This window comes from Sphingopyxis sp. GW821-FHT10B01 (genome assembly GCF_059415685.1).
Map to the genome: position 1 here is coordinate 147,483 of NZ_JBWKNS010000007.1, position 24,713 is coordinate 172,195.

The window sequence follows — 24,713 nt, forward strand, 5'->3', positions numbered from 1 at the left end:
ATGGAATTTCTATCCACCGACTGGCTGGGCACCCCAGCCTGGTTCTGGCTCGCCTTTATCGTGCTGGTCATCGCGCTTACGGCTTTCGACCTTGGTGTCCTCAACAAGGAAAACAAGGAGATGGGGATCGGGGAGAGCCTGAAGCTCTCCGCGCTCTACATCGGCATCGCGACCGCTTTTGGCGCGTGGGTATGGGCCGCGAAGGGCGGCGAGGCGGGGCTGCAATATTACACCGGCTTCTTCATCGAGAAGGCGCTGTCGATCGATAATATCTTCGTCATTTCGCTGATCTTCACCACCTTTGCGATCCCCGCACGTTACCAGTATCGCGCGCTCCTCTGGGGCATCGTCGCGGTGATCGTGCTGCGCGGGATCATGATCGCGGGCGGCGCGGCGCTGGTCACCGAATATGGCTGGCTGCTCTATATCTTCGCGGCGTTCCTCGTGTTCACGGGCGTGAAGATGCTGTTCGCGAGCGAAAAGCCGATGGACGTGAAGGGCAATCCGGTCGTCAAATGGCTGTCGCGCCGGATGCCGATTACGAACGAACTGCACGGCGAGAAATTCTTCGTGCGCGTGCCCGACAGCAAGACCGGCAAGATCGTGCTCGCCGCGACGCCGCTTTTCCTCGCGCTCGTCGTGATCAACCTCGCCGATCTGGTCTTCGCGGTCGACAGCGTGCCGGCGATCTTTGCGATCACCACCGACACTTTCATTGTCTACACGTCGAACATCATGGCGATCCTTGGCCTTCGCGCGCTCTATTTCGCGCTGTCTGCGATGGTGCACCGTTTCCGTTATCTCAAATATGCGCTCGCTCTGGTGCTCATCTTCATTGGATCGAAGATCTTCGTTGCCGACTTCGTGCTGGGCGGGGCGAAGTTCCCGCCGCTGGTCAGCCTGGGCGTGACCGTCGCATTGATCGCAGGCGGCATCATCTGGTCGCTGGTCAAGACGCGCGAGGAAGAAGCGACATTGCCGCAATAAAAATGTCCGCCGGAGGCCTTGCGGCTTCCGACGGACAGGCTTTCCTCCCCAGGAAAGCTCGGGAGGCGCGGGGCTGGGTCGCTAGCCCCGCGCCAAACAGGGTGGCGCGAGGGGGTGCAACATGCCCCTCGCGCCGAACTCGTGTCAGGCGGCGAACTGGTTCATCGTATTGTCCTTGCCCGCGGCCTTGAGGGCCGCTTCGCCGGCGAAATATTCCTTATGGTCGTCGCCGATGTCGCTTCCGCTCATATTCTGGTGCTTCACGCAGGCGATGCCCTGGCGGATCTCGGCGCGCTGGACGCCCTTGACGTAACCCAGCATCGCTTCGTCGCCGAAATATTCCTTGGCGAGATTGTCGGTCGACAGCGCCGCGGTGTGATAGGTCGGCAGCGTGATGAGGTGGTGGAAAATCCCCGCCCGCTTCGCCGAATCGCGCTGAAAGGTGCGGATGCGGTTGTCGGCTTCGTCGCCGAGCGGCGTGCCGTCATAATCGACACTCATCAGCTTGGCGCGGTCATAGGCGCTGACGTCCTTGCCGTCCTTTTCCCACGCGTCGAACACCTGCTGGCGGAAGTTGAGCGTCCAGTTGAAGCTCGGCGAATTGTTGTACGCGAGCTTGGCATTGGGGATGACCTCACGGATGCGGTCGACCATGCCGGCGATCTGTTCGATATGCGGCTTTTCGGTCTCGATCCACAAGAGGTCGGCGCCGTTCTGCAAGGACGCGATGCAATCCATCACGCAGCGGTCTTCGCCGGTTCCCGAACGGAATTGATAGAGGTTCGAGGGCAGGCGCTTCGGGCGCACCAGCTTGCCGTCGCGGTTGATCAGGACGTCGCCCGGGTTGCCCGCGCCTTCGACCTCTTCGCAATCGAGGAAGCTGTTATACTGGTCGCCCAGGTCGCCGGCTTCTTTCGAGAAGGCGATCTGCTTGGTGAGGCCCGCACCGAGGCTGTCGGTGCGCGTCACGATGATGCCGTCCTCGACGCCGAGCTCCATGAAGGCGTAGCGGCAGGCGCGGATCTTCGCGATGAAATCCTCGTGCGGGACGGTGACCTTGCCGTCCTGGTGGCCGCACTGCTTTTCGTCCGAGACCTGATTTTCGATCTGGAGCGCGCAGGCGCCGGCTTCGATCATCTTCTTGGCGAGGAGATAGGTTGCCTCGGCGTTGCCGAAGCCCGCGTCGATGTCGGCGATGATCGGCACGACGTGCGTTTCATGATTGTCGATCGCCGACTGGATCTGCTTCGCCTTGAGTTCGTCGCCCTCGGCGCGCGCCGCGTCGAGTTCGCGGAACAGGCCGCCGAGTTCGCGGGCGTCGGCTTGACGGAGGAAGGTGTAGATTTCCTCGATCAGCGCAGGAACGCTGGTCTTTTCGTGCATCGACTGGTCGGGCAGCGGACCGAACTCGCTGCGCAGCGCCGCGATCATCCAGCCCGAGAGATAGATGTAGCGGCCCTTGACGGTGCCGAAATGCTTCTTGATCGAAATCATCTTCTGCTGCGCGATAAAGCCGTGCCAGCAGCCCAGCGACTGGGTGTAGTTCGCGGGATCGGCGTCATAGGCGGCCATGTCGGCGCGCATGATGCGCGCGGTGTAGCGCGCGACGTCGAGGCCGGTCTTGAACTTGTTCTGGGCGCGCATGCGGGCGATGCTTTCGCCGCTGATGCCGTCCCAGGTGCCGTCGTAATCGCGGATGAGGCGGCCAGCCTGCGCCATGTCTTCCTGATAACCCATCGTCATATCCTTGTGCGGAGGTGATGGGTGGAAGTTGGCGAAAGTGCCGCGGAAAGTGAAAAGCTTTGTCAATAATATTTGTGAAATATGGCTGATAGGTGTAAATCAGACTGTAAATTAGTAAAGAAAGTTACAAATATGGCGGAGCGGCGAGTGTTTGCGGGGCCGGCGGTGCGCAAGGTGCGGCGCGAGGCGGGGATGACCCAGGCGGCGATGGCCGAGGCGCTCGCCATTTCGCCGAGCTACCTCAATCTGATCGAGCACGGCCAGCGGCCGCTGAGCGCAACGGTCATCGTAAAGCTCGCAGAACGTTTTGGATTCGATGCCGCAAAGCTCGGCGCCGAAGATCTGCCGGGCGGGCTGGCGGGGCTGCGCCGGCGGCTGGCCGATCCGCGCTTTGCGGACCTCGGGATCGGCGCGCAGGAGGTCGAGGAATGGCTGCAGAGCGCGCCCGCGACCGCCGCGGCCTTTGCACGGCTGTTCGACGCGGCGCCCGAAGGCCGTTCCGATGTGGGCGACGAAGCGCCCGAAGTTGCCGCGGTGCGCCGCGCGATCGAAAAATGGCGCAACCATTTCGCCGATCTCGACGCCAAAGCCGAAGAGCTGGCCGACGAACTGCGCCTCGCCGGCGGCGACCTGTACGGCACGATTTCCGAGCGTTTGCGCACGCGGCACCAGCTCGGCATCCGCATCTTGCCGAGCGACGTGATGCCCGACCGGCTGCGCTGGCTCGACTGGCACGCGCGGCAATTGATGCTGAACGAACTGCTGCGTCCGGCGTCGCGCACCTTCCAGGCGGCCGCGACGCTGGCGCAGATCGAGGCGAAGGCCGAGATCGACGCACTGGTCGCGGGCGCCGAATTTGCCGAGACGGCGGGAGCGCGCCTGTTCGAACGCCATTTGATCCACTATTTCGCGGCGGCGCTGATGATGCCGTATAGCCGTTTCCTGCGCGCGTGCGATGCGACCGGATATGATCTGCTGCTGCTCCAGCGGCGTTTCGGCGCGGGCTATGAACAGGTCGCGCACCGCCTGACGACGCTGCAGCGTGTCGGCGCGCGCGGACTGCCCTTCTTCATGCTGCGCGTCGATCGCGCGGGGCAGGGGAGCAAGCGCTATGCCGGCGCGAGCCAGTCGCCGCTGGTCGACGGCGACGCACGCTGTCCGCTGTGGGGGGTGCACGAGGCGTTCGCCCGCCCCGGCGAAGTCATCGCCGACCTTGTCGAGCTGGAGGACGGATCGCGCTGGTTTACGCAATCCCGGTCGGTGGCGGCGCCGGGCGCCACGGGCAGCGGCACACCCGCGCGCTTCGCCGTATGTGTCGGCGTCGATGCCAAGGTCGCCGCGCCGCTGCTCGCCGCGCGCGGCATCGACCTGATGCGTTCGCCCGCAACGCCGATCGGGCTGGGGTGCCGGCGCTGCACCCGCACGAGCTGCGTCCAGCGCTCGATGCCGCCGCTCGGCCGGCCGCTGCGTTTCCGCGAAGGCGAGCGCGGGGTGAGCGCCTTCGATTTCGCCGGCGACTGATCGCAAACCGGCTGAAATCGTGCGGCGCCGAGCGTTGAAGCCCGACGCCGACGGTTCGGCGTAATCAGACTTTTTGCGCAGCGGCCCAGCGATCGATCACCGAGGCGAGCACCGAGATCGGCATCGCGCCCGCCGACAGCGCGGTATCGTGGAAACCGCGCAGGTCGAACTTGCCGCCGAGCGCGGCCTTGGCCTTTTCGCGGATGCGAACCCAGCTCGTTTGTCCGACCATGTAGCTCGTCGCTTGCCCCGGCCAGACGCAATAGCGCTCGATCTCGGTAATGTTCGACGGTTCGGGGGTGCCGAGCGTCTCGTTATAATATGCAATCGCCTTTTCGCGGGTCCAGCGATAGTGGTGGAGCCCGGTGTCGGCGACGAGGCGCGCGGCGCGGAACATATAGCTTTGCAGATAGCCAAGGCGGCCCCACGGGTCGTTCTCATAGACGCCCATCTCGTCGGCGAGCTGCTCGGCGTAGAGGCCCCAACCCTCGGTATAGACCGAATAGGCGGGCAGGCGGCGGAGGCGCGGGATTCCTGTCGCTTCCTGCGCGAGCGCGATCTGGTGGTGATGGCCGGGCGATGCCTCGTGATAGGTCAGCGTCGGCAGTGTCCAGCTGGGGTTTTCGGCGGTATCGCGCAGGTTGATATAATAAGCACCGGGGCGCGAGCCGTCGAGCGCCGGGACCTGATAATAGCCGCCGGTCGCACCGTCCTCGATGTCCGCCGGGACACGGCGGATCTCGACCTTCGCCTTGGGCAGGCGGCCAAAGGTTTCGGGCAGACGCGCCTGAATCGCCTGCATCTGGCTGTTGAGTGCGGCGATCAGCTCTTCCTTGCCCGCGTCGGTGTTCGGATAAAGGAAGCGCGGGTCCTTGCCGAGCGCGCGCAGGCGTTCGGCGACACTTCCCTTGGTCATGCCCTGCGCCTTGAAGATCGCATCGGCGCGCGCGCTGAGTTCGGCGACGCGCTCGAGCCCGAGCTTGTGGACTTCCTCGGCGGTCATCCCGGTCGTCGTCGCGAAGCGCAGCGCATAAGCATAATATTCGTCGCCCTTGGGCAGGCGCCAGACGCCGGCGTCGTGCGTCGCCCTGGGCCGCACGGCGCGCAGCGCGTCGGCCTGACGGCGCATCGCGGGATAGATGCGGTCGCTGACGATCGCGGCGCAGCGCGCGGACCAGTCGCCGGGGATATCTTTCGTCTTGGCGGCGAGGTTGGTGGTCAGGCCGTTCGCTCGCGGTGCGGGGGCCCAGATGCGGTCGAACTGACCCAGCGTGCGGTCGATCACGAAGTCGGGCGGGATGATGCCGGCGGCATGATCGGCCTTCACCCGTCCGGTCTCGTTGTCGAGCTGAGCCGCGAAATCGTTGCAGCGCGCGAGATACGCCTCGGCATCGGCGGCGTTCGCGATGCTGTGCTGGTTGATCAGGAAATCGGGGATCGAGCGGTAGGAGCCGCTGAGCTGGGTCACCGGATGCGGTTCGGGCCAGCTGTGGAGGCCGTAGGTGAATGTGTCATAGGCTTTGACATAATCCTCCCATGGGCCGCGGAAGGTTTCGTAGTTGACGAGGTCCATGCCCGAGAGTTTCGATACGTCGATCTTTTTGAGGTCGGCAAGGCCGGTGCGATACAGGTCATGGCCTTTCTTGATACCCGCGGGCGAGCGGTCGGCGAGTTTCGACTTGGCAGCGGCATTGTCGCCCTTGTCGAGCCCGAGCGCGGTCGCGAATTCGGGGTCCTGATCGACGAGCATGTCGTAGATGCGTTCATAGATCGCGGTGAGCTTCGCGCCTTCGCCGGTGGGTGCGTCGGCGAGCATCGCGCGCGCGGGCGATCGGACCCCGGCGATGGCAGAGGTCGCGGCGAGTGTGGCGAGCAGGGTGCGGCGGTCGAGCATGGGGAGGTCTCCATCAGTGTGTGTTGGTTGGATATAACGGTGCCGCTTTACCGCTGTCTTGTATCCATTTGACCTCGTCGCCACCAACCGGGAGGGGCGCCGGTCAGTCCGGCGACGGCATGCGTCATATGCGCCTGATCGGTGAAATGGAGGCGGTGCGCGATCTCCGCAAAGGCCTCGTCACCCGTGCGGACCGCAGCAAAAGCCGCACGGGCGCGGACGTCGGCGCGGTAGGACTTCGGTGTGCAGCCATAGGCCGACCGAAAGCCGCGGCTCAGCGTTTCGGCGCGAATGCCCTTTTCCTCGGCCCAGTCGGAGAGCGCGAAGGGATCGATGCGGCGAAGGTCGTCGGCGAGCATGTCCGGCCAGTCGAGCATAGCCGGTGCGGCGGCGACGAACAGCTCGGCAAAATGCGCGGATGCCGCGCGGCCGTCGCGCTCGGCGAGGCGAACGAGACGATCGGGATCGGCAACGCGGCCCCGGAGGCGCGTCACGGCAAGTTGCGCAGGCAGTGCTAGAACGAGCACGCGCGCGCCCTTCGCCTCGAAGCGATCGAGATGCGATTCATAGGCGTGGTGAATGAGGGCGTCGCCCGGACGGACGTTCCAGCGCCCTTCGTCGCCGGCTTCCTGATAGCCGCCTTCGAGCACGACCGCGACAAATGCGTCGTCGTGGCAATGCCGGTCGCGCAACTCGCCGGGGCTGTGGTCGAGCAGCCCGAGCGGGGCTTCGGCGAAGCAGGACGATCCCGCCATGGTCGCTATTCGCGCGCCTTGGCCGCGGCGCGCACTTCCTGCGACCGTTCGAGCGGGATGATCAATATGTCGTCCCCGTCGACGATCACCGCAATATTGTCCATGCCCAGGATCGATACCCGCTTGCCCCCCGCGCGGACGAGGTTTCCCCGGCTGTCGTGGAGGAAGGCGTCGCCGGTGATGGCGTTGTCGGCATCGTCTTTTTCGGCGAGTTCGTGGATGGTGTGCCAGCTGCCGAGGTCGGACCAGCCCATCGCAACGGGGACGACCGCGACACGGTCGTCCTTTTCCATGACGGCATAGTCGATCGAATCCGACGGAGCTTTCGCAAATTCGATGGCGTCGGCATAAAGCGCGTCACCGTCATGCATTCCCGCCGCAATGGCGCGGTCGGCGGCCTCGAAGATCTCGCGGCAATGGGTCAGCATCGCGTCGCGCATCCGCGCCGCGCGAAACAGGAAAATCCCGGCGTTCCAGCTGTAACCGCCCGCTGCCAGCATCGCCTCGGCGTCGGCAAGCGGCGGCTTTTCGACGAAACGTTCGACCGCGAAACCGTCCTCGCCGAGCGCGGCGCCCTGGGCGATATAGCCGAACCCCGTTTCGGGGCCGTCGGGGGTGATGCCGAAGGTGACGAGCCAGTCCTGTTGCGCCAGGCGCACGCCCTTGGCGATCGCGGCATGAAAAGCCGCGACGTCGGCGATCACATGATCGCTCGGCATGACGAGCAGCAGCGTGCCGGCATCGGCTCGCGCGACGGCCAATGCGATCGCGGCAGCGGTGTTGCGCGGCATCGGTTCGACAAGCAGCGATTCCTCGCGGTCGCTCATCTGCTCGCGGACCATCGCGACATGGCCGTCGCCGCACAGGACGATCGGCGGCAGGAAGTTGGGACCGGCGGGCGCGCGCTCGACCGTCTGGCGGAACAGGCTGCGCTCGCCGTGCAGCAGCAGGAACTGCTTTGCGCGGGTTCCGCGCGATTCGGGCCAAAGGCGGGTGCCGGCGCCGCCGCACAGGATAACGGGCTGGATCATCAGCGTCATGATGTGCGGTCTATCGCGTCGGATGCCGCGGGTCATCCCCCTTCGCAAAAAGGGCAAGTGTAAAATTAACCGACAGTACACGCCTCGGCTGTAGTATCGCGCGGGTGAAAGGGTGTCATGTTCCGGCTGTTTAAACATTATGTTCCGCACGCTGTCGTCTGGCTGGCGTTGATCGAATTTTTCGCGCTGCTCGGGTCGGCCGAGGGGGCGTGGCACCTGTATGCGCATCAGGCCGGGTTCGACGCCGGGCCGCTTGGCGATCGCTGGCTGCCGCTCCTGACTTTTGGTCTGTCCAATTCGCTCGCGATGATGGCGACCGGAATGTACGGGAACGAGGGGCTGCGCTCGATGCGCTTTGCGACCGCGCGCTTGCTCGCGGCGATCTCGCTCGGCGTGATTTTTCTGTCGGTTCTCGGTTTCCTGTTGCCGACGGCGACGCTGTGGCGCGCGAACAGCCTTTATGCGATGATATTTGCGATTGCTGCGCTGTTCGTGATCCGCCTTGCGCTCACCCAGTCCGCCGGCACCGAAGCGTTTCGCCGCCGCATCCTCGTGCTGGGCGCCGGCCCGCGTGCGGCGCGGCTTGCGGCGCTGGCCGATCAGCCGGGCAGCGGGCTCGAAATGGCCGGATTCATTGCGATGAGCGCCGCCGAAACCACCGTGCCCGGCGCGGTGCCGCGCGAGTCCATCGACCATCTTTCGGACCATGTCGTCGCGCTGCGCGCGGGCGAAGTCGTGCTGGCGCTCGAAGAACGGCGCAACGCGCTGCCGCTGAACGATCTGCTTCGTGTCAAGACGACCGGGGTGCATGTCAACGACATCGCGAGCTTTATCGAACGCGAGACGGGGCGCGTCGACCTGGCGACGACCAACCCCAGCGGTCTGATCTTTTCCGACGGCTTCTCGGCCGGGCAGCGCATTTCGAAGGTGGGGAAGCGCCTGTTCGACATCGTCGCCAGCCTCGTCGTGCTGGTGGTCGGCCTGCCGCTGGTGGTCGTCGCCGGCCTGGCGGTGATGCTCGACAGCCGCGGTCCGGTCTTTTACCGTCAGCCGCGCGTCGGCCTGTTCGGCGAGCTGTACGATATCTTCAAGATCCGTTCGATGCGTGTCGATGCCGAGGCGGAGGGCAAGGCGGTGTGGGCGAGCGAGAACGACCCGCGCGTCACGCGCGTCGGCCGGGTGATCCGCAAGCTGCGCATCGACGAACTGCCGCAGACCTGGTGCGTGCTGAAGGGTGACATGAGCTTTGTCGGGCCGCGTCCCGAACGGCCGAGCTTCGTCGAGGAGCTCGAAAAGAAGCTGCCCTATTATGCCGAACGGCACATGGTGAAACCCGGCCTGACCGGCTGGGCGCAGATCAACTATCCCTATGGCGCCTCGGTCGAGGATGCGCGGGTAAAGCTCGAATATGACCTCTATTATGCCAAGAATTACTCGCCCTTCCTCGACCTCCTGATCCTGCTCCAGACGGTTCGCGTCGTGCTGTGGCCCGACGGTGCCCGGTAACGCGGGGCCTGATATGACCGCGCTCGCTGGCCTGTCCCAGATTCTCTCCGGCCTCGCGCTGGCGGGCTTTACCGGTGTTGCCTTGTGGCTGCTGGCGCGGCCGCGTGCGCGGATGGCGGCGTTGATGCCCGCGCCGCGCCTGCTTGCGCTGGCCGCAGCCGCCACGGCTTTGTGGTGCGGCGCCGTCATCGTCTTTTCGCCCGGGTCGTCGCAGTCGCTGGTCGTGCAAACGCTGCGCGACCTTGCGATGCTCGCCTGGTTGGCGGGGACTTTCTGGTCGCCGCGCGCACCCATGTCACGGCCGCTGCGCCTGATCCTGCACATGCTCGGCACGATCTGCCTGCTGACATTGCTACTCGGCGCGGCGGCCCATTTGCGCGCGGGCACGGCGGCAGAGCCGTGGATGGCGCCGACGCTGATCTTTGCCGCGATGATTGTGGCGATCGGCGGGCTGTTGATCATCGATGGCGGCGTCCGCCACGCCAGCGCCGGACAGCGGATGCCGGTGATGGCGGTCGCCGGCGGTTTTGCGATGTTGTGGGCCTATGAACTCAATGTCCAGCTGATCGGGGCGCTGACCGGCCAGACAGCGTCGACGCTGATCGCGTTGCTGCCCGGCGTCGCGCTATTGACCCTGCCGCTCTATATCGTCGCGGCGATGGACGTCGGGCGTGAGCGGATGCGCCTGTCGCGCACGGCAGCGACGCGCACGCTCATCTTGCTGGGTGCCGCCGCCTATCTGATCGTGATCGCCCTGACCGGCGCGGTGGCGCGCGCGATCGGCGGCGATTATGCCGAACTGGCGCAGGCGATCTCGCTGCTGGTCGCGCTCGGCACCGGGGCGCTGATGCTGGCGTCGGCGCGATCGCGGGCGTGGTTGTCGGTGATGATTTCCAAACATTTCTTCGAACATCGCTATGACTATCGTGCCGAGTGGATGCGCTTTACCGCGACGCTCGGGCAGGGCGCCAAAGGGGATGGGGGCGAGGACGACCGCAATCTCCATCGCCGGGTCGCCAAGGCGCTCGCCGAACTGACCGGCAGCCCCGGTGCGCTGTTCATGCTGCCGGGCGCATCGGGGGCCTTTCGCATCGCCGAGCATTGGCACTGGCCGGTGGGACCGGAGGACGAGGCGACGCTGTCGTTGCGGTCCGCCTTCATGCTTCAGGAAACGCAGCATATTGTCGATCTCGATGCAGAACGCCGCGGGCAGGCGGGCGAGGATCTGGCGATCCCCGACTGGTTGATTGCCGACACGCGTGCATGGGTTGTCGTACCGGTACTTCATTTTCAGCGGATGATCGCAATCGTCGTGCTCCATCGCCCGGCGGTGTCGCGCGCGCTTGACTGGGAAGACGTCGACGTGCTGCGTATCGCCGGGCAGCAGGCGGCAAGTTACCTCGCCGAATCGCAGAGCCAGCAAGCGCTTTCGGAGGCGCGGCGGTTCGACGAGTTCAACCGCCGCTTTGCCTTCATCATGCACGACATCAAGAATCTGGCGAGCCAGATCGGTCTGCTCGCGCGCAACGCCGAGCGCCACGCCGAGAAACCCGATTTTCGCGCCGACATGATCGAAACGCTGAAAAATTCGGCGGGCCGCCTCAGCGACCTTCTCGTCCGCCTGTCGCCGCGCGGGCGTGGTTCCGCAAGTGAAGCGGGACGGACGCTGGTCGAGCCGGTGCTGAACGAGATCGCGGCAGAGATGCGGCCGCGCCGCGCGCTGTTCGTCGGCTGCCAGGCCGGGTTGTCGGCCTGGGTCGATGCGGGGGAGATCCGGCAGATCGTCCAGCATCTTGTCGCCAACGCGATCGACGCATCGGACGCGGAGGCGCCGGTTCAGGTTGTTGCGGTCGCCGAACACGGGCGCGTGCGCATCGACGTGATCGACCAGGGCAGCGGAATGACGCGCGACTTCATCCGCGACGAGTTGTTCAAGCCCTTTGTATCGACGAAAGAATCGGGCTTCGGCCTTGGTGCGTTCGAAGCGCTGCAGATCGCGCAGGCTGCGGGCGGCGCGATCGATGTGGCGAGCGAGCCGGGCAAGGGCAGCAGCTTTACCCTCTGGCTGCCACTCGCCGACGCGCGCAGCGATGCCAGGATCGATGCACGCGTGATGAAAGTGGGAACCAGATGAGCGAAAGCGGGACCAATCTTCGCAAATTGCTGGTGGTCGAGGACGACCCCGGGCTGCAGGCGCAGCTCAAATGGGCGTATGAGGATTATCGGGTGCTGGTCGCGGGCGACCATGACACGGCGATCGAACTGCTCCGCGCCGAGGAACCCGATGTGGTGACGCTCGATCTTGGCCTCCCGCCCGATCCCGACGGGACGCGCGAGGGTTTTCGGACGCTGAAGGCAATCCTCGAGGCCAAGCCCGACACCAAGGTGATCGTCGTGTCGGGACATGGCGAACGCGCGAGCGCGCTGGCGGCGATCGCCAGCGGCGCCTGGGATTTCTACCAGAAGCCGATCGATATCGACGAGCTCGGGCTGATCGTTCGCCGCGCCTTCCATGTGCGCGAGCTCGAGGTCGAGAATGCGCGGCTCGTGGGACAGGGGAGCGCCGACAATCGCGTCCTCGGCGGGATGATCACCGGCGCGCCCGAGATGCAGAAGGTGGCGCGCATGATCGAGCGCGTCGCGAACCTCGATGTGTCGGTGATGCTGCTCGGCGCGAGCGGCACCGGCAAGGAATTGCTCGCCCGGGGATTGCATGAAGCAAGCGGACGCCGCGATGGGGCGTTTGTGGCGATCAACTGCGCCGCGATCCCCGAAAATCTGCTCGAAAGTGAATTGTTCGGGCATGAGAAGGGTGCGTTCACGGGTGCGGTCAAGACGACCGAAGGCAAGATCGAGCTGGCGCATGGCGGGACATTGTTCCTCGACGAAGTCGGCGACATTCCGCTGCCGTTGCAGGTCAAGCTGCTGCGCTTTTTGCAGGAGCGGACGATCGAGCGGATCGGCGGACGCAAGGCGATTGCGGTCGACACCCGCATCGTGTGCGCGACGCACCGCGACCTCGACGCCATGATCGCAGGCCAGAGCTTTCGCGACGATCTTTATTACCGGCTCGCCGAGATGGTGGTGAAGATCCCCTCGCTCGCCGAGCGGCCGGGCGATGCGGTGCTGCTCGCGCGGCACTTCCTTCACCAATATGCGCCCGATATGAACCCTGCCGTGCGCGGTTTTTCGCCCGATGCGTTGCAGACGATCGACGAGGGGCGCTGGCCGGGCAACGTCCGCGAACTTGAAAACCGTATCAAACGCGCCGTTATCATGGCCGACGGAAAGCTGGTGGTGCGCGAGGACCTCGATATGGCGGGCGGAGAAGGCGAGAGCGAGGAGGCGTGGCTGAATCTGCGCAGCGCGCGCGAAGCGGCCGACCGCGTCGCGATCCGCCGTGCGATGACGCAGAGCGAAGGCAATATTTCGGCCGCCGCCAAGCTGCTCGGGATCAGTCGCCCGACCCTGTACGACCTGCTCAAGCAGTACCGGATGCAGGCCTGAATGGTTTCTCGCCGCTTCTGGACGGGGGTGCTGCTGACCGCGGCGATGCTGCTGGGGGCCTGCGACGGCGGGTCTTCGAGCGCGCCGCGCAAGGAGTTCGAGCGGCGCCGCGCCGCGTTGCAGGACACCATCGCGAACAATCCGGAAGTTATCGTTGAACGGGTCCAGCTGGCGCGCGTGGCGATCCGGCTTGGCGACGGGATCGGTGCGGAAGCTGCGGTGAAGGGCGCCTTGGGCGCCGGAGCCAACCAGGCTGCGCTGCGGCCGCTGCTCGCGCGCGCCTATGCGATGCAGGGTGAAGGGGCCCGCGCACTTCAAACCATCGACGCCGGGCCGATCATTCCCGAGATGATCGGCGAAGCGGCATGGGTCGCGGGCGACGTGCATTTGAGCAATGGCGATCTGGGCGCGGCGCGCGAAGCCTATGACCGGGCGGTGCACGAGCTGCCGCGCAATTCGGCGCTGTGGGTCGATGTTGCGCGGTTTCGCGATGCCAATGCCGACACGCTCGGTGCGCGCGATGCGGTCGATTATGCGATCGAGCTCGACAAGGCGAACAGCGCTGCGCTCGCGTTCAAGGCGAATCTCGTCCGGATCGAGGAGGGGCTGAACGCCTCGCTCGGCTGGTACGAAGATGCGTTGGCCGCCGATCCCGACAACGAAGATGCGCTGATCGAACAGGCAGCGACGCTGGGCGATCTCGGGCGCTATCGCGACATGCTGGCGGGGCTGCGTCACGCCGCGACGATCGTTCCGCGCGATCCTCGTCTCTATTATCTGCAAGCGGTGCTCGCGGCGCGCGCCGACAATTACCGGCTCGCGCGCAGTCTGCTTCAGCGCACGCGCGGCGAACTCGACGAGCAACCCTCGTTCATGCTGCTGAGCGCGATTGTCGAACTCGAACTGGGCGGAGAAGCGGTTGCGGCGACCTGGGCCGACCGGCTTATCACCGAGCAGCCCGACAATTTTGCGGCGCGCCGCATCCTCGCTGCCGCCGACTGGGCCGACGGCGATTCCGATGGCGCGATCGAGGCGCTGCTGCCGATCGTGAGCCGCCCCGATGCGGATAGCTGGTCGTTGCTGCTCGCCGGCCGCGTCGCGGCCGAACTCGGCCGGCGCGGCGAATCGGCCGACTATCTCGCCCGCGCGGCGACGCTGGCGCGCGGCGAGGCCGTGCCCTTTGCCGTCGACAATGACTATGGGTTGCTGACGATGGCGGCGGATTCCAACCCGCTCGATCCGTCGGTCGCCATCCCCGCGATTTCCGCCGACATATCCAGCGGCAACAGCGTGCGCGCGATCGAGCGGGCGATGAGGCTGCGCGACGCGAACCGGGGCGTCGCCAACGCGCATATCCTGCTCGGCGATGCGGCGCTTGCGGGAGGGCGCTACGATCTCGCGGTTCAGGCCTATCGCGCGGCGCGCGATCTCGATGGCGGCGAGCGCACGACGCTGCGGCTCGCAAATGCCTTGTTCCGGGCGGGCGATGTCGCCGGTTCGGGCGCGGCAATCCTCGCGCTGCGCGACAGCCAGCCGTCGAGCATCGCGGCCGACCGGCTGTCGGGGCATCTTGCGATGGACATCGAGCATTGGGATCAGGCGATCGCCTATTTCGAACGCGTGCGCAGCCGGGTCGGAAATCGCGATGCCGTGATCCTGCGCGAACTGGCGCGTGCGTGGGCCGCAAAGGGCGACGACGATCGTGCGCTACGGCTGATCGACCGCGCTTATCGGCTGCAACCGCTGAATGCGGGGATCATGGAATTTTACGCCGGGCTGTTGGAGAAGCGGGGCGAGAAACAGGCGGCGGCGGATTTGCGCGACAAGGCGGCGCAGATCGGGCGGTAGGTGATGGGGAAGGGGGCGACCGGAAGCTGACTTATCCATCATCGCCACCCAGACTTGATCCGGGGGCTGCCTTCTTGAAGGAACAGACGGGTTCCCGGTCAGGCCCGGGATGACGGAAGTGAGTGAGGTAACGTCCGCTTTCCACCCCTAAGCGGAAATCCGTCGTCAGGCCTCGGTAAGGTCGAGCAAGGTGCGCGCGTCGAGGCCGATGCGGCGCATCTGTTGCGCAACCGGAGGCCACACATTGGCGAGGAAGTCGGCGCGCATCAGGTCGCGCAGCCGTTCGGTCGCACCCTCGGCGACGAACATGCCGACGCCGCGCTTGACCGTAACCAGCCCCTCGTCCTGAAAGGTTTGATACGCCTTCGCGACGGTCAGCGGATTGGCGCCTTCCTCTGCGGCGAGCGATCGGACCGACGGCAACATGTCGCCATCGCGAAACTGGCCGTCGAGGATGGCGTTGGCGATGACATCGCGCAGACGCTGATACACGGGTTTGGACTGATCGAGCATGCCGCCTTAATGCCATAAGACAGCAGCACAGTCAAATTCGGATTGTTACAAATTATCGCCGTGCTGTGTAACTAAATTTCCCAGCTCCGCACGACGTCGTCATATTCGGGCCGGGGGCGTTCGTCGAGTTCGCGCGCTGCGGTGCCGAGGAAGAAATAGCCGACGATCCGGTCGCCATCGCCGGCCCCGAAGGCGGCGGCGACCTGCGGGCTGAACGCCGCCCAGCCGGTCAGCCAGCTTGCGACGAAGCCATGGGCGTGGGCCGCGTGCAGCAGATTCATGCCAACCGCGCCCGCGGACATCTGTTGTTCCCAGACGGGAATCTTGGCTCCCGGAACCGGAGTCGAAACGAGCACGAGCAGGGTGGGGGCCTGGTGCGCGAACTGGTCGAGCGCGGACAGGTCCATACCCGCCGCGCCGGGATTTTCGGCGATCCATGCCTGCTTCAGCAGTGCCGCGAATGCCTCGCGCCGATCGTCGGCGACGGTGACGATGCGCCAGGGCGCGAGTTTGCCATGGTCGGGGGTGCGAAGCGCGAGCGCGATTATATCGTGCAGCGTCGTCGCATCGGGGCCGGGGGCGATCATGTCGCGCGCCTTGCCCGAGCGGCGCGTGGCGAGATGGGCGAGGAGCGATGAGGTGTCGTTGAACATGGTCCGCCATGTGGCGTTTCGCGCCGGTTTGTGCAAGTGTTGCGAACGGTTCGCAACAGTTTTTGGCCCAACCCAAGCGGTTTCACGCGCAATTAGATTCTTCCAATACGCAATTTTGACGCTAGTGTTGCGGCCATCTGCCCCGTTTCGAGGGCCAACAACCATATCCAGGGAAGGGTCGCCATGACCAAAGCCTATGCCCAGCACGGGGATGCCGCCGGGACGTTTCTCGGCCACCCGAAGGGCCTGTTCATTCTGTTCTTCGCCGAAATGTGGGAGCGATTTTCCTATTACGGGATGCGCGCGCTCCTGATTTTCTACCTGACCAAGCACTGGCTGTTTTCGGACGGGGAATCGGGCGTCATCTATGGTGCCTATACCGCGCTCGTCTACATCACGCCGGTGCTCGGCGGCTATCTCGCCGACCGATGGCTGGGGCAGCGAAAAGCGGTCACGTACGGCGCCATATTGCTGACATTCGGCCATTTCATCATGGGCTTCGAGGGCGATGGCGGACAGGATGCCGCCAGCCTCAGCATTTTCTGGCTCGCGCTTGCCTTCATCATCGTCGGATCGGGCTTTCTGAAGGCGAACATCTCGGTGATCGTCGGCCAGCTTTATCCGCGCACCGACGTGCGCCGCGACGGCGCCTACACGATCTTTTATATGGGGATTAACCTCGGCGCGTTCCTCGGTTCGCTGCTCTGCGGTTATCTCGGTGAAACCTATGGCTGGTCCTATGGCTTCGGCGCCGCGGGCTTCGGCATGCTGCTTGGCCTGATCGTCTTCATCTGGGGCAAGCCGCTGCTGCTCGGCCGCGGCGAACCCGAAAATCCGGAGAAGCTGGCGCAGCCCGTCATGGGCATCAAGTTCGAATGGCTGCTCTACATCATCGGCCTGCTCGCCGTCCTCGTCTGCTGGTGGATGGTGCAGAATCAGGCGCTGGTCGGGACGCTGCTCGGTGTCGCGGGTGCTGCGCTCGTTGCCTATGTGATCTTCACTGCGGTCGTAAAACTGCCTTCGCAGGACCGTGACCGCATCTTTGCGGCGCTGTTCCTGATCCTCGGTTCGATCCTGTTCTGGGCGCTGTTCGAACAGGCGGGGTCGTCGCTGAACCTGTTCGCCGACCGCTATGTCGACCGCGCCGGTGTCCCGGCGTCGGTCTTCCAGTCGCTCAATGCCGGTTATATCGTCCTCTTCGCGCCGCTCTTCGCGACACTCTGGACCTGGCTCGGCCGTCGCGGCTGGGAGCCTTCGGCGCCCGCCAAATTCGGTCTCGCGATGCTCCAGCTCGGTCTGGGCTTCTTCGTCCTCAAATGGGGCGCCGAAGCCGCGGGCATGGGCAATGCGACGCCGGTGCTCTTCATCTTCCTGATCTATCTGCTGCACACGACCGGCGAGCTCTGCCTGTCGCCTGTCGGTCTCAGCGCGATGAACCGTCTGGCGCCGGCGCATATGGCCAGCTTGATCATGGGCACCTGGTTCTTCGCATCGGCGACCGGCAATTTCGCCGCGGGCCTGATTGCGGCGGCGACGGGGTCCGAGAAGGCGAGCGGCGAGGGGGCGGGCAAGGCGCTTGTCCTCGACGTCTATCAGACGATCGGCATCTGGGCGGTCGGTTTCGGCATCCTCGTGATCGTCGTATCGCCGCTGATCAAGAAGCTGATGCACCTCGACACGCTGAGCGATGCCGACGGTCTTGCCGGTCAGAACGAACTTGCCGAGCCGCAGGCGGCCGGCGTTCATCCCGAAGCCAAGGGGGCGTAATCATGATCCGGGGTGTAAAGGGCAGCCTGCTGGCTGCGGTATCGCTGGCGCTCGTCGGCTGCGCGGCGAGTAATGGGGAAACGGCTTCGGCGGGCGACAAACCCGCCCCCGCCGAAAAGCCGGTCAAGTTCAACAAGGATCCCTATCCGTCGACGTACAAGGGATATCCGACCCGCCTGACGGTGGTGAAGGGTGTCACCATCTTTGACGGCGAAGGCGGCCGGATCGACAATGGCTCGATCGTGATGACGAGCGGCAAGGTCGACCGTATCGGTGGCCCCGATATGGAGTTGCCGACCGACGCCGACGTGATCGACGGCACGGGCAAGTTTCTGACCCCCGGCGTCATCGATATCCACAGCCACCTCGGCGACTATCCCTCGCCCAGCGTCGAGGCGCATTCGGACGGCAATGAGGCGACATCGCCGACGACCCCCGAAGTGTGGTCCGAGCATAGCGTCTGGCCGCAGGATCCGGGGTTCAGCCGCGCGCTCGCCAATGGCGGCGTGACCAGCCTGCAGATTTTGCCGGGCAGCGCGAACCTGATGGGCGGCCGATCGATCACGCTCAAGAATGTGCCCTCGCGCACGGTGCAGGGGATGAAATTCCCCGGCGCGCCTTATGGCCTGAAAATGGCGTGCGGCGAGAATCCGAAGCGCGTCTATGGCGGCAAGGGGCGGATGCCCTCGACGCGGATGGGCAATTTCGCGGTGAACCGCGCGACCTGGCAAAAGGCGGCGGCGTATAAGAAGAAGATGGACGACGGGAAGGCCGTCGACCGCGACCTGGCGATGGAAACGCTCGCAGGCGTGCTGTCGGGCGAAATCCTTGTCCACAATCATTGCTACCGCGCCGACGAAATGGCGCTCGTGATCGATATGAGCAAGGAATTCGGTTACAAGGTGTCGACGTTCCACCACGCGGTCGAAGCGTATAAGATCGCCGATATCCTCGCGAAGGAAGGCATTTGTTCGGCGATGTGGGCCGACTGGTGGGGCTTCAAGATGGAAGCCTATGACAGCGTCAACGAGAATATCCCGCTCGTCTACAAGGCCGGCGCCTGCACGATCGTTCATTCGGACGACGCCAACCAGATCCAGCGCCTCAATCAGGAAGCCGCGAAAGCGCGTGCCGCGGGGCGCCGCATCGGTATCGACGTCAGCGACGAGCAGGCGTGGACCTGGCTGTCGTATAACCCCGCCAAGGCGCTGGGTATCGCGGACCGGACGGGCAGTTTGAAGCCCGGCAAGATGGCCGACGTCGTGCTGTGGAACGGCAATCCGTTCAGCGCCTATACGCGGCCCGAAAAAGTGTGGATCGACGGGGCTTTGATGTTCGATGCGAACGATCCGAAACGGCGTCCGGTGAGCGATTTCGAGCTGGGCCAGCCGGGCGAAGGAGACGTGAAATGAGAAACCTCTTCACCGCCTCCCATCTCCGTTCGCATCGAGCGAAGTCGAGATGCCCATCGTTCGTGCGCGCCTTCGGGGTGTCTCGACTTCGCTCGACACGAGCGGGTCTTGGGAGTGCGCTGATTGCGGTGCTGGCGTTTGCCTCTCCCGCCGCGGCGCAGGATGTCGCGATCGTCAATGCCAAGCTCGTCATCGGCGACGGCAGCGCGCCGATCGAGGGCGGCACCGTGGTGGTGCGCGGCGGCAAGGTCGTCGCGGCTGGACGCGGCGTCGCCGTCCCTTCGGGCGTCGAACGCGTCGACGCGCAGGGGCGCTATGTCACCCCCGGCATCGTCGCCGCATTCAGCCGCGTCGGGCTGACCGAGGTCGATGCCGTCAGCGGCACCAACGACCGCTCGGCACCGCGCACGCGCTTTTCGGCGGGGCTCGATATCGCGCCGGCGCTGAATCCGATGGGCTCGCCGGTCGCGGTCAATCGCGCATCGGGTGTGACGCGGGCGATCGTCGCGCCGGGGGGCAGCAGCAATTTGTTCGCCGGGCAGGGCGCGGTCGTCGACCTGGCGGACGACATGGATATGGTGACCAGGCCGCGCGCGCTGCAATATGTCGCGTTCGGCGAGGATGGCTCGGCGAAAGCCGGCGGTAGCCGCGCGGCGTTGTTCCTGCTGTTCCGCGAGCAGTTGCTGGCCGCGCGCAGCTATGCCCGCAATCCGGCGACGCTCGCCGAATGGGGCAATGACGCGATGATCCAGCGCGCCGATGCCGATGCGCTGGTGCGCGTGATCGACGGCACGACGCCGCTGTTCGTGCGCGTCGACCGCGCCGTCGACATCGTCAATGTGCTGAAGCTGAAGGGCGAATTTCCCGCGCTGAAGCTGGTGCTGGTCGGGGTGACCGAAGGCTGGCTGGTCGCGCGCGACATCGCGGCGGCGAAGGTGCCGGTGCTCGTCTCGCCGCTTACCGACCTGCCGTCGAGTTTCGAACAACTCGGCGCGACCCAATCGAACGCAGGGCGGCTGAAGGCCGCGGGCGTCGACGTGTCGGTCGGCGTGTTCGACGACGATGACGCGCACAAGATGGGCTATACGACGCAATATGCCGGCAACCTCGTCGGACTGGCGCGGGTGCCGGGGGCAAGCGGGATGACGTGGGATCAGGCGTTCGCCGCGATCAGCAGCGTCCCCGCGCGCGCGGTCGGCATGGAGGGCAGCATCGGATCGCTGCGTCCGGGCCGCGCCGGCGACGTCGTGATCTGGGACAACGACCCGCTCGAACTCGGCAGCCGCCCGACGATGGTGTGGATCGACGGCAAGGCGCAGTCGCTGACGACGCGGCAGGACCGGTTGCGCGACCGGTATGCGACGCCGCAGGAAGGGGCATTGCCCAAGGCTTACGACAGGTAGGGCTGCGCCTGACAAGAAGCGGCCAAGGGAGAGGGAGACGCTCCATGCAACCGATGTCGCTTTTGGTCACGACGTGCGTGCTGTTCGTTGGCTCGCACCTCGCTTTGTCCCATCCGCTCCGCGACGGGCTCGCGGGGCGGCTGGGCGAGCGGGGATTCCAGATCGTCTATTCGGTGGTCGCGATCGCGACCTTCATCTTGGTCGTGCAGGCGTGGCGCGGGATGCCGCCCGAGCCCCCAATGTGGGCGGTTGGTGACGGTCTGTGGATCGTCGCGTCCGCGCTCGTGCTCTTCGCGAGTATCCTCTTCATGGGATCGCTGATCGGCAATCCCGCCTTGCCCGCGCCGAATGCGGCCAAGGCGGCAGAGGCCGCTCCGCGCGGGGTGTTCGCGATCACGCGGCACCCGATGATGTGGGGTTTCACCCTGTGGGCCGTCGCGCATGCGCTGGTGATGCCGACGGGCGCGCAGATCATATTGTCCGCCACGATCATTTTCCTCACGCTCGTCGGATCGGCGGGGCAGGACATGAAGAAGGCGCGGCTGATGGGTGACGCGTGGCGCCACTGGGCGGCGCGGACAAGCTTTGTGCCGTTTGCGCGGCAGATTAGCGGCGCGGCGCTATGGGCCGACACGATCCCGCGGCCGCATGCGCTGTTCGGCGGGATCGTGCTTTGGGTCGTTGCGACCTGGGCGCATGGCGCGCTCGGGTTTATGGTCGCCGGTGTCTGGCGCTGGATGGGCTGATTTTAATGCATGATACGACGACAACCGCCGACCTGTCGCTCCGCCTGCTCGGGCGGCCGCTCGACGAGCTCGACGACGACGAACGCCGCGTCCTCGACGCGATCGCCGAACGCCGCCTGATCAGCCGCGACGCCGCCGACATCGACGATGCGGGGGCGAGTTTCGGCGCGCGCCTGTCGGATCGCGTTGCCGCGGTGGGCGGATCGTGGGGCTTCATCATCGCCTTTACGACGGTATTGCTCGGCTGGATGCTGCTCAATTCGGATGTGCTGGCGCGCTGGGGGATGGCGTTCGATCCCTATCCCTTCATCTTCCTGAACCTGATGCTGTCGACGCTGGCGGCGGTGCAGGCGCCGATCATCATGATGAGCCAGAACCGTGCGTCGGCGAAGGACCGGATTGCGGCGGGGCTCGATTATGAGATCAACCTGCGCGCCGAGCTGGAGATCATGCGGCTGCACGAGAAGATCGACGAGATGCGGATACATGAGCTGGCGGGGAAGGTTAGCGAGCTGTGCGACCGGTTGGACGCGAAGGGTTAGGGCAAAGGGTCGAGGGTTGTCGGTTTTTGGGTGGAAAGCGGACGTTGAGTGACATAGCTTGGTTCCATGCAGATCAAGATTATGGCCGACTATGAATGTTCCCCGCTGTGGTGGGACCAACCCGACAAGGTTGGCAAGATTCACCCAGAAGAGCTGAAGTTAAGCTTGGAACTCAGTGCTGATCTGTGGGCTTGGGCGGCCGTGTATGACGCGACCCTCAACCATGACAATCCTATCGAATCGGGATTTGCGACTGCCGCCGATGAGTTGTCGTTTCACGAGAGTGGTATGCGTCTCGCTAAGCGCGCTGCGATCGAAATGGGAGATCGGGCTGAGGTGCACTACTGTTTGGACGGCTGATCGTCTGCAATCGGTCGATTCCAGATCTTCGCCATCCCGGGCTTGACCCAGGACCCGCCTTCCTTCGCCGATGAAGGAAAGACAAGGCAGGCCTTGGGTCAAGCCCGGGGTGACGACATTATATCGCCTTTAGATGGTTCGCGGCCATTCCATCGGAGTGATTAAAGCCGCACCATCCTCATCCCCATCTCGCCGTAACGCGGGCCGCTCGTCCCGCCCTTAGGCGCCGCCGCCTCGATCGCCGCGAGGTCTTCGGCGGTCAGCGTGACATCGGCCGCGCCGACGCTGTCCTCCATCGTTGCGCGGCGCTTGGTGCCCGGGATCGGGACGATGTCGTCGCCCTGCGCGAGCAGCCAGCCGAGTGCGACCTGCGCCTTCGACACTTTATGCTTGTCGGCGACCGCACCGATCGCGTCGACGATCGCGAGGTTGGCGGGCAGATTTTCCTCTGAATAGCGCGGGTCGTTACGGCGCCAGTCCTTCTCGGGAAGCTCGTCGCGGCTGCGCACCGCGCCCGCGAGGAAGCCGCGGCCGAGCGGCGAATAGGGGACGAAGCCGATGCCATTCTCGCGGCAGACGCCAAGGATTTCGTCCTCGACATCGCGCTCCCAGATCGAATATTCGCTCTGCAGCGCGGTGATCGGTGCGGCCTTCGCGGCGCGGCGGATCGTTTCGGCGCCGGCTTCGGACAGCGCGATGTGGCGGACCTTGCCCTCGTTCACCAGCTCCATCATTCCGCCAACGACCTCTTCGATCGGGATCGAGGGGTCGACGCGGTGCTGGTAGAACAGGTCGATCGTGTCGATGCCGAGCCGCCGGAGCGAGCCTTCGCAAGCGGCGCGGGCGTTGGCCGGCGAGCCGTCGACGCCGACGATCTGCGGGCCGTCGAACTTGAAGCCGAATTTGGTCGCGATGACGAGGCCGTCGCGCTTGCCCTTGATCGCGGCGCCGAGCAGTTCCTCGTTGCTGAACGGGCCGTAGATTTGCGCGGTGTCGAAGAAGGTGACGCCGAGGTCGATCGCGCGGTGGATCGTGCGCGTCGATTCGTCCAAGTCGGCGGCCTCGCCATACAGGATATTGCCGCCCTTGATCATCGGCATGCAGCCGATGCCGATCGCCGAGACTTCGAGGCCGTGGCCGAGCTTGCGATATTTCATGGCGTTTCTCCTGCGGGTTCGTTCTCGACGCCGTCGGCGGCATATTTGGTCGCGGCAACATCGCCGACGACATTGCCGAGTGTACGGAAAATATCGGGGAAAGTCTCGACCGCGACGAGCAGCCCGAGCGGGGCAACGGGTACGCCCATCGAAATTGCGATGGGCGCGATCGAGGTCACGAAGCTGATCGAGCCGGGCAAGCTGACCGAGCTCAGCGCAGCGGCCAGCGCGACGGCGAGGCCGATCGCCATCTCCCACGGGCTGAGCTCAACCCCGAACAGCCAGGCGACATAGACGACGACCGCGAGGTTCATCGCCGGGCTGGTGAAGCGGAACAGCGCGACCGCGAGCGGCAGAACGACATCGGCCTTTTTGGGGTCGACGCCCAGTTCTTCGGACGATTTCAGCATCGCAGGCAGGCTGGCGAGCGAGCTTTGCGTGCTGATCGCGACCGCGAAGGTCGGTACCATCGCGCGGACGAAGCGCGGCAGCGGCACCCCGACGACGAAGACCGCGAGAAGCAGGCCGAGAATGATCGTGCACAGGCCGATCGCCGAGAGCATCAGCACATAGTGGACCAGTCCGCCGAACGCCGCGACGCCCGCTTTGATCGCGAGCGCATATCCGAGTGCGAAGACGCCGATCGGCGCGAGGGCGAGCACCCAGCCGATCACGACGAGCATCGCGTCGCCCAGCGCCTTGAAGAAGCCCGACAGCGTCGCGCGTTCGGCGCTGCCGATGCGGCTGATTGCGAAGGCGAAGATGGTCGTGAAGACGATCAGCGGCAGGATCTTGGTTTCGGCCGCCGCGGCGATCGGGTTGGTCGGAATGAGGCCGAGTATGAAATCGGTGAAGGTGGGCGACGGCACGGCTTCGGTCGAACCGCCGAGCCCGTGGCGCAATCCTGCCGCCGCCGCCGCGGACATCGGAAAGCTACGCAACAAGAGCGGTAACACCAGCAAGGTCATCAGCCCGGCGAGCAGATTTGCGCCGACGAAGATCGCGACCGCGCGACCGGCCAGCTTGCCAGCCCGCGCGGCGTCGGCCGTCGCGGTGATGCCGGTGATGAGCAGGGCCACAATCAGCGGGATGATCGTCATTTTGAGGGCGTTGAGCCAGAGCAGGCCAATCCACTCGATATAGGGCAGCGACGTCGTTCCCCACGGAACCGATATCATCTCGACCCCAATGCCGAGTAACATGCCGGCGACCAGTGAGGACAAGATGAACCAAGCAGATTTCAAGACGGATTCTCCCGGCGATTATTCTGGCCAGCTTGCCAAGCAAAAGAGGGTGACTTAGAGCACCTCCCGGAAGAAACGGGAACCGGTTTTTGGGCCGGGAAATGCTCCGTGGGGG

Annotated in this window: 20 protein-coding genes; 12 read left to right on the plus strand and 8 right to left on the minus strand. The window is 65.1% G+C overall.

From position 1 onward, the window contains the following. Complete coding sequence (locus AC07NV_RS19805) at positions 1-987, plus strand: TerC family protein (RefSeq protein ID WP_495168113.1); 987 nt, start codon at positions 1-3, stop codon at positions 985-987. Positions 988-1,131: 144 nt separating this feature from the next. Here the strand turns inward: AC07NV_RS19805 and AC07NV_RS19810 are convergent, their stop codons facing one another. Continuing rightward, positions 1,132-2,724 carry an isocitrate lyase gene (locus tag AC07NV_RS19810; RefSeq protein ID WP_495168114.1) on the minus strand — a complete coding sequence of 531 codons (1,593 nt, stop codon included), beginning with the start codon at positions 2,722-2,724 and terminating at the stop codon, positions 1,132-1,134. 138 nt (positions 2,725-2,862) lie between these two features. On the opposite strand from AC07NV_RS19810, the gene AC07NV_RS19815 reads away from it, so the two are divergent. Continuing rightward, complete coding sequence (locus AC07NV_RS19815; RefSeq protein WP_495168115.1) at positions 2,863-4,251, plus strand: helix-turn-helix domain-containing protein; 1,389 nt, start codon at positions 2,863-2,865, stop codon at positions 4,249-4,251. 64 nt (positions 4,252-4,315) lie between these two features. On the opposite strand, the gene AC07NV_RS19820 is transcribed toward AC07NV_RS19815, so the two are convergent. From AC07NV_RS19820 to AC07NV_RS19830, 3 genes are read right to left on the minus strand one after another with little or no spacing between them, the layout of a single operon-like run. Beyond that, positions 4,316-6,145: a DUF885 domain-containing protein gene (locus AC07NV_RS19820; protein WP_495168116.1), complete on the minus strand. Its 1,830-nt coding sequence runs from the start codon at positions 6,143-6,145 to the stop codon at positions 4,316-4,318. A gap of 47 nt (positions 6,146-6,192) precedes the next feature. Then, positions 6,193-6,900 carry a helix-turn-helix domain-containing protein gene (locus AC07NV_RS19825; RefSeq protein WP_495168117.1) on the minus strand — a complete coding sequence of 236 codons (708 nt, stop codon included), beginning with the start codon at positions 6,898-6,900 and terminating at the stop codon, positions 6,193-6,195. 5 nt (positions 6,901-6,905) lie between these two features. Then, complete coding sequence (locus AC07NV_RS19830) at positions 6,906-7,940, minus strand: mannose-1-phosphate guanylyltransferase (RefSeq protein WP_495168118.1); 1,035 nt, start codon at positions 7,938-7,940, stop codon at positions 6,906-6,908. A 117-nt stretch (positions 7,941-8,057) separates the two neighbouring features. On the opposite strand from AC07NV_RS19830, the gene AC07NV_RS19835 reads away from it, so the two are divergent. From AC07NV_RS19835 to AC07NV_RS19850, 4 genes are read left to right on the plus strand one after another with little or no spacing between them, the layout of a single operon-like run. Further along, positions 8,058-9,446 (plus strand): TIGR03013 family XrtA/PEP-CTERM system glycosyltransferase, encoded by a 1,389-nt coding sequence (locus AC07NV_RS19835; RefSeq protein ID WP_495168119.1) that lies wholly within the window; start codon positions 8,058-8,060, stop codon positions 9,444-9,446. Between the two features lie 13 nt (positions 9,447-9,459). Continuing rightward, the gene (gene prsK, locus AC07NV_RS19840) at positions 9,460-11,580 is read left to right on the plus strand and encodes an XrtA/PEP-CTERM system histidine kinase PrsK (protein ID WP_495168120.1); all 2,121 of its coding nucleotides are present in this window, start codon (positions 9,460-9,462) and stop codon (positions 11,578-11,580) included. After that, positions 11,577-12,953, plus strand: coding sequence for a PEP-CTERM-box response regulator transcription factor (prsR, locus tag AC07NV_RS19845; protein WP_495168121.1), 1,377 nt, complete (start codon positions 11,577-11,579; stop codon positions 12,951-12,953). Before prsK ends, prsR begins: the two co-directional genes overlap by 4 nt. Next, on the plus strand, positions 12,954-14,801 hold the full coding sequence (locus AC07NV_RS19850; RefSeq protein ID WP_495168122.1) for a tetratricopeptide repeat protein: 1,848 nt from the start codon (positions 12,954-12,956) through the stop codon (positions 14,799-14,801). Between the two features lie 165 nt (positions 14,802-14,966). On the opposite strand, the gene AC07NV_RS19855 is transcribed toward AC07NV_RS19850, so the two are convergent. After that, the gene (locus AC07NV_RS19855) at positions 14,967-15,314 is read right to left on the minus strand and encodes a GntR family transcriptional regulator (RefSeq protein ID WP_192645414.1); all 348 of its coding nucleotides are present in this window, start codon (positions 15,312-15,314) and stop codon (positions 14,967-14,969) included. Positions 15,315-15,385: 71 nt separating this feature from the next. Next, positions 15,386-15,967: a nitroreductase family protein gene (locus AC07NV_RS19860; protein WP_495168123.1), complete on the minus strand. Its 582-nt coding sequence runs from the start codon at positions 15,965-15,967 to the stop codon at positions 15,386-15,388. A 183-nt stretch (positions 15,968-16,150) separates the two neighbouring features. Here AC07NV_RS19860 and AC07NV_RS19865 point away from each other — a divergent pair, with 183 nt between their 5' ends. From AC07NV_RS19865 to AC07NV_RS19890, 6 genes are all read left to right on the plus strand, one after another. Continuing rightward, the gene (locus AC07NV_RS19865; protein WP_495168124.1) at positions 16,151-17,734 is read left to right on the plus strand and encodes a peptide MFS transporter; all 1,584 of its coding nucleotides are present in this window, start codon (positions 16,151-16,153) and stop codon (positions 17,732-17,734) included. Positions 17,735-17,736: 2 nt separating this feature from the next. After that, entirely contained in the window at positions 17,737-19,146 is a 1,410-nt protein-coding gene (locus AC07NV_RS19870) for an amidohydrolase (RefSeq protein WP_495168125.1), read from the plus strand. Positions 19,147-19,274: 128 nt separating this feature from the next. Beyond that, a complete protein-coding gene (locus AC07NV_RS19875; protein WP_495168126.1) occupies positions 19,275-20,549 on the plus strand; it encodes an amidohydrolase family protein in 1,275 nt (424 codons plus the stop codon). 44 nt (positions 20,550-20,593) lie between these two features. Further along, a complete protein-coding gene (locus tag AC07NV_RS19880; RefSeq protein ID WP_495168127.1) occupies positions 20,594-21,295 on the plus strand; it encodes an NnrU family protein in 702 nt (233 codons plus the stop codon). Positions 21,296-21,300: 5 nt separating this feature from the next. Continuing rightward, a complete protein-coding gene (locus tag AC07NV_RS19885; RefSeq protein WP_495168128.1) occupies positions 21,301-21,837 on the plus strand; it encodes a DUF1003 domain-containing protein in 537 nt (178 codons plus the stop codon). A 66-nt stretch (positions 21,838-21,903) separates the two neighbouring features. After that, a complete protein-coding gene (locus AC07NV_RS19890) occupies positions 21,904-22,197 on the plus strand; it encodes an immunity protein CdiI family protein (protein WP_495168129.1) in 294 nt (97 codons plus the stop codon). Between the two features lie 161 nt (positions 22,198-22,358). Here the strand turns inward: AC07NV_RS19890 and AC07NV_RS19895 are convergent, their stop codons facing one another. Beyond that, positions 22,359-23,354 carry an aldo/keto reductase gene (locus AC07NV_RS19895; RefSeq protein ID WP_495168130.1) on the minus strand — a complete coding sequence of 332 codons (996 nt, stop codon included), beginning with the start codon at positions 23,352-23,354 and terminating at the stop codon, positions 22,359-22,361. Continuing rightward, complete coding sequence (locus AC07NV_RS19900; protein ID WP_495168131.1) at positions 23,351-24,598, minus strand: dicarboxylate/amino acid:cation symporter; 1,248 nt, start codon at positions 24,596-24,598, stop codon at positions 23,351-23,353. Before AC07NV_RS19900 ends, AC07NV_RS19895 begins: the two co-directional genes overlap by 4 nt. Positions 24,599-24,713: the final 115 nt, after the last annotated feature.

Excerpts from the sequence above, each read along its gene's own strand:
- AC07NV_RS19805 (WP_495168113.1), top strand. The coding sequence starts at position 1 with ATGGAATTTCTATCCACCGACTGGCTGGGCACCCCAGCCTGGTTCTGG.
- AC07NV_RS19810 (WP_495168114.1), bottom strand. The coding sequence starts at position 2,724 with ATGGGTTATCAGGAAGACATGGCGCAGGCTGGCCGCCTCATCCGCGAT.
- AC07NV_RS19815 (WP_495168115.1), top strand. The coding sequence starts at position 2,863 with ATGGCGGAGCGGCGAGTGTTTGCGGGGCCGGCGGTGCGCAAGGTGCGG.
- AC07NV_RS19820 (WP_495168116.1), bottom strand. The coding sequence starts at position 6,145 with ATGCTCGACCGCCGCACCCTGCTCGCCACACTCGCCGCGACCTCTGCC.
- AC07NV_RS19825 (WP_495168117.1), bottom strand. The coding sequence starts at position 6,900 with ATGGCGGGATCGTCCTGCTTCGCCGAAGCCCCGCTCGGGCTGCTCGAC.
- AC07NV_RS19830 (WP_495168118.1), bottom strand. The coding sequence starts at position 7,940 with ATGACGCTGATGATCCAGCCCGTTATCCTGTGCGGCGGCGCCGGCACC.
- AC07NV_RS19835 (WP_495168119.1), top strand. The coding sequence starts at position 8,058 with ATGTTCCGGCTGTTTAAACATTATGTTCCGCACGCTGTCGTCTGGCTG.
- prsK (WP_495168120.1), top strand. The coding sequence starts at position 9,460 with ATGACCGCGCTCGCTGGCCTGTCCCAGATTCTCTCCGGCCTCGCGCTG.
- prsR (WP_495168121.1), top strand. The coding sequence starts at position 11,577 with ATGAGCGAAAGCGGGACCAATCTTCGCAAATTGCTGGTGGTCGAGGAC.
- AC07NV_RS19850 (WP_495168122.1), top strand. The coding sequence starts at position 12,954 with ATGGTTTCTCGCCGCTTCTGGACGGGGGTGCTGCTGACCGCGGCGATG.
- AC07NV_RS19855 (WP_192645414.1), bottom strand. The coding sequence starts at position 15,314 with ATGCTCGATCAGTCCAAACCCGTGTATCAGCGTCTGCGCGATGTCATC.
- AC07NV_RS19860 (WP_495168123.1), bottom strand. The coding sequence starts at position 15,967 with ATGTTCAACGACACCTCATCGCTCCTCGCCCATCTCGCCACGCGCCGC.
- AC07NV_RS19865 (WP_495168124.1), top strand. The coding sequence starts at position 16,151 with ATGACCAAAGCCTATGCCCAGCACGGGGATGCCGCCGGGACGTTTCTC.
- AC07NV_RS19870 (WP_495168125.1), top strand. The coding sequence starts at position 17,737 with ATGATCCGGGGTGTAAAGGGCAGCCTGCTGGCTGCGGTATCGCTGGCG.
- AC07NV_RS19880 (WP_495168127.1), top strand. The coding sequence starts at position 20,594 with ATGCAACCGATGTCGCTTTTGGTCACGACGTGCGTGCTGTTCGTTGGC.
- AC07NV_RS19885 (WP_495168128.1), top strand. The coding sequence starts at position 21,301 with ATGCATGATACGACGACAACCGCCGACCTGTCGCTCCGCCTGCTCGGG.
- AC07NV_RS19890 (WP_495168129.1), top strand. The coding sequence starts at position 21,904 with ATGCAGATCAAGATTATGGCCGACTATGAATGTTCCCCGCTGTGGTGG.
- AC07NV_RS19895 (WP_495168130.1), bottom strand. The coding sequence starts at position 23,354 with ATGAAATATCGCAAGCTCGGCCACGGCCTCGAAGTCTCGGCGATCGGC.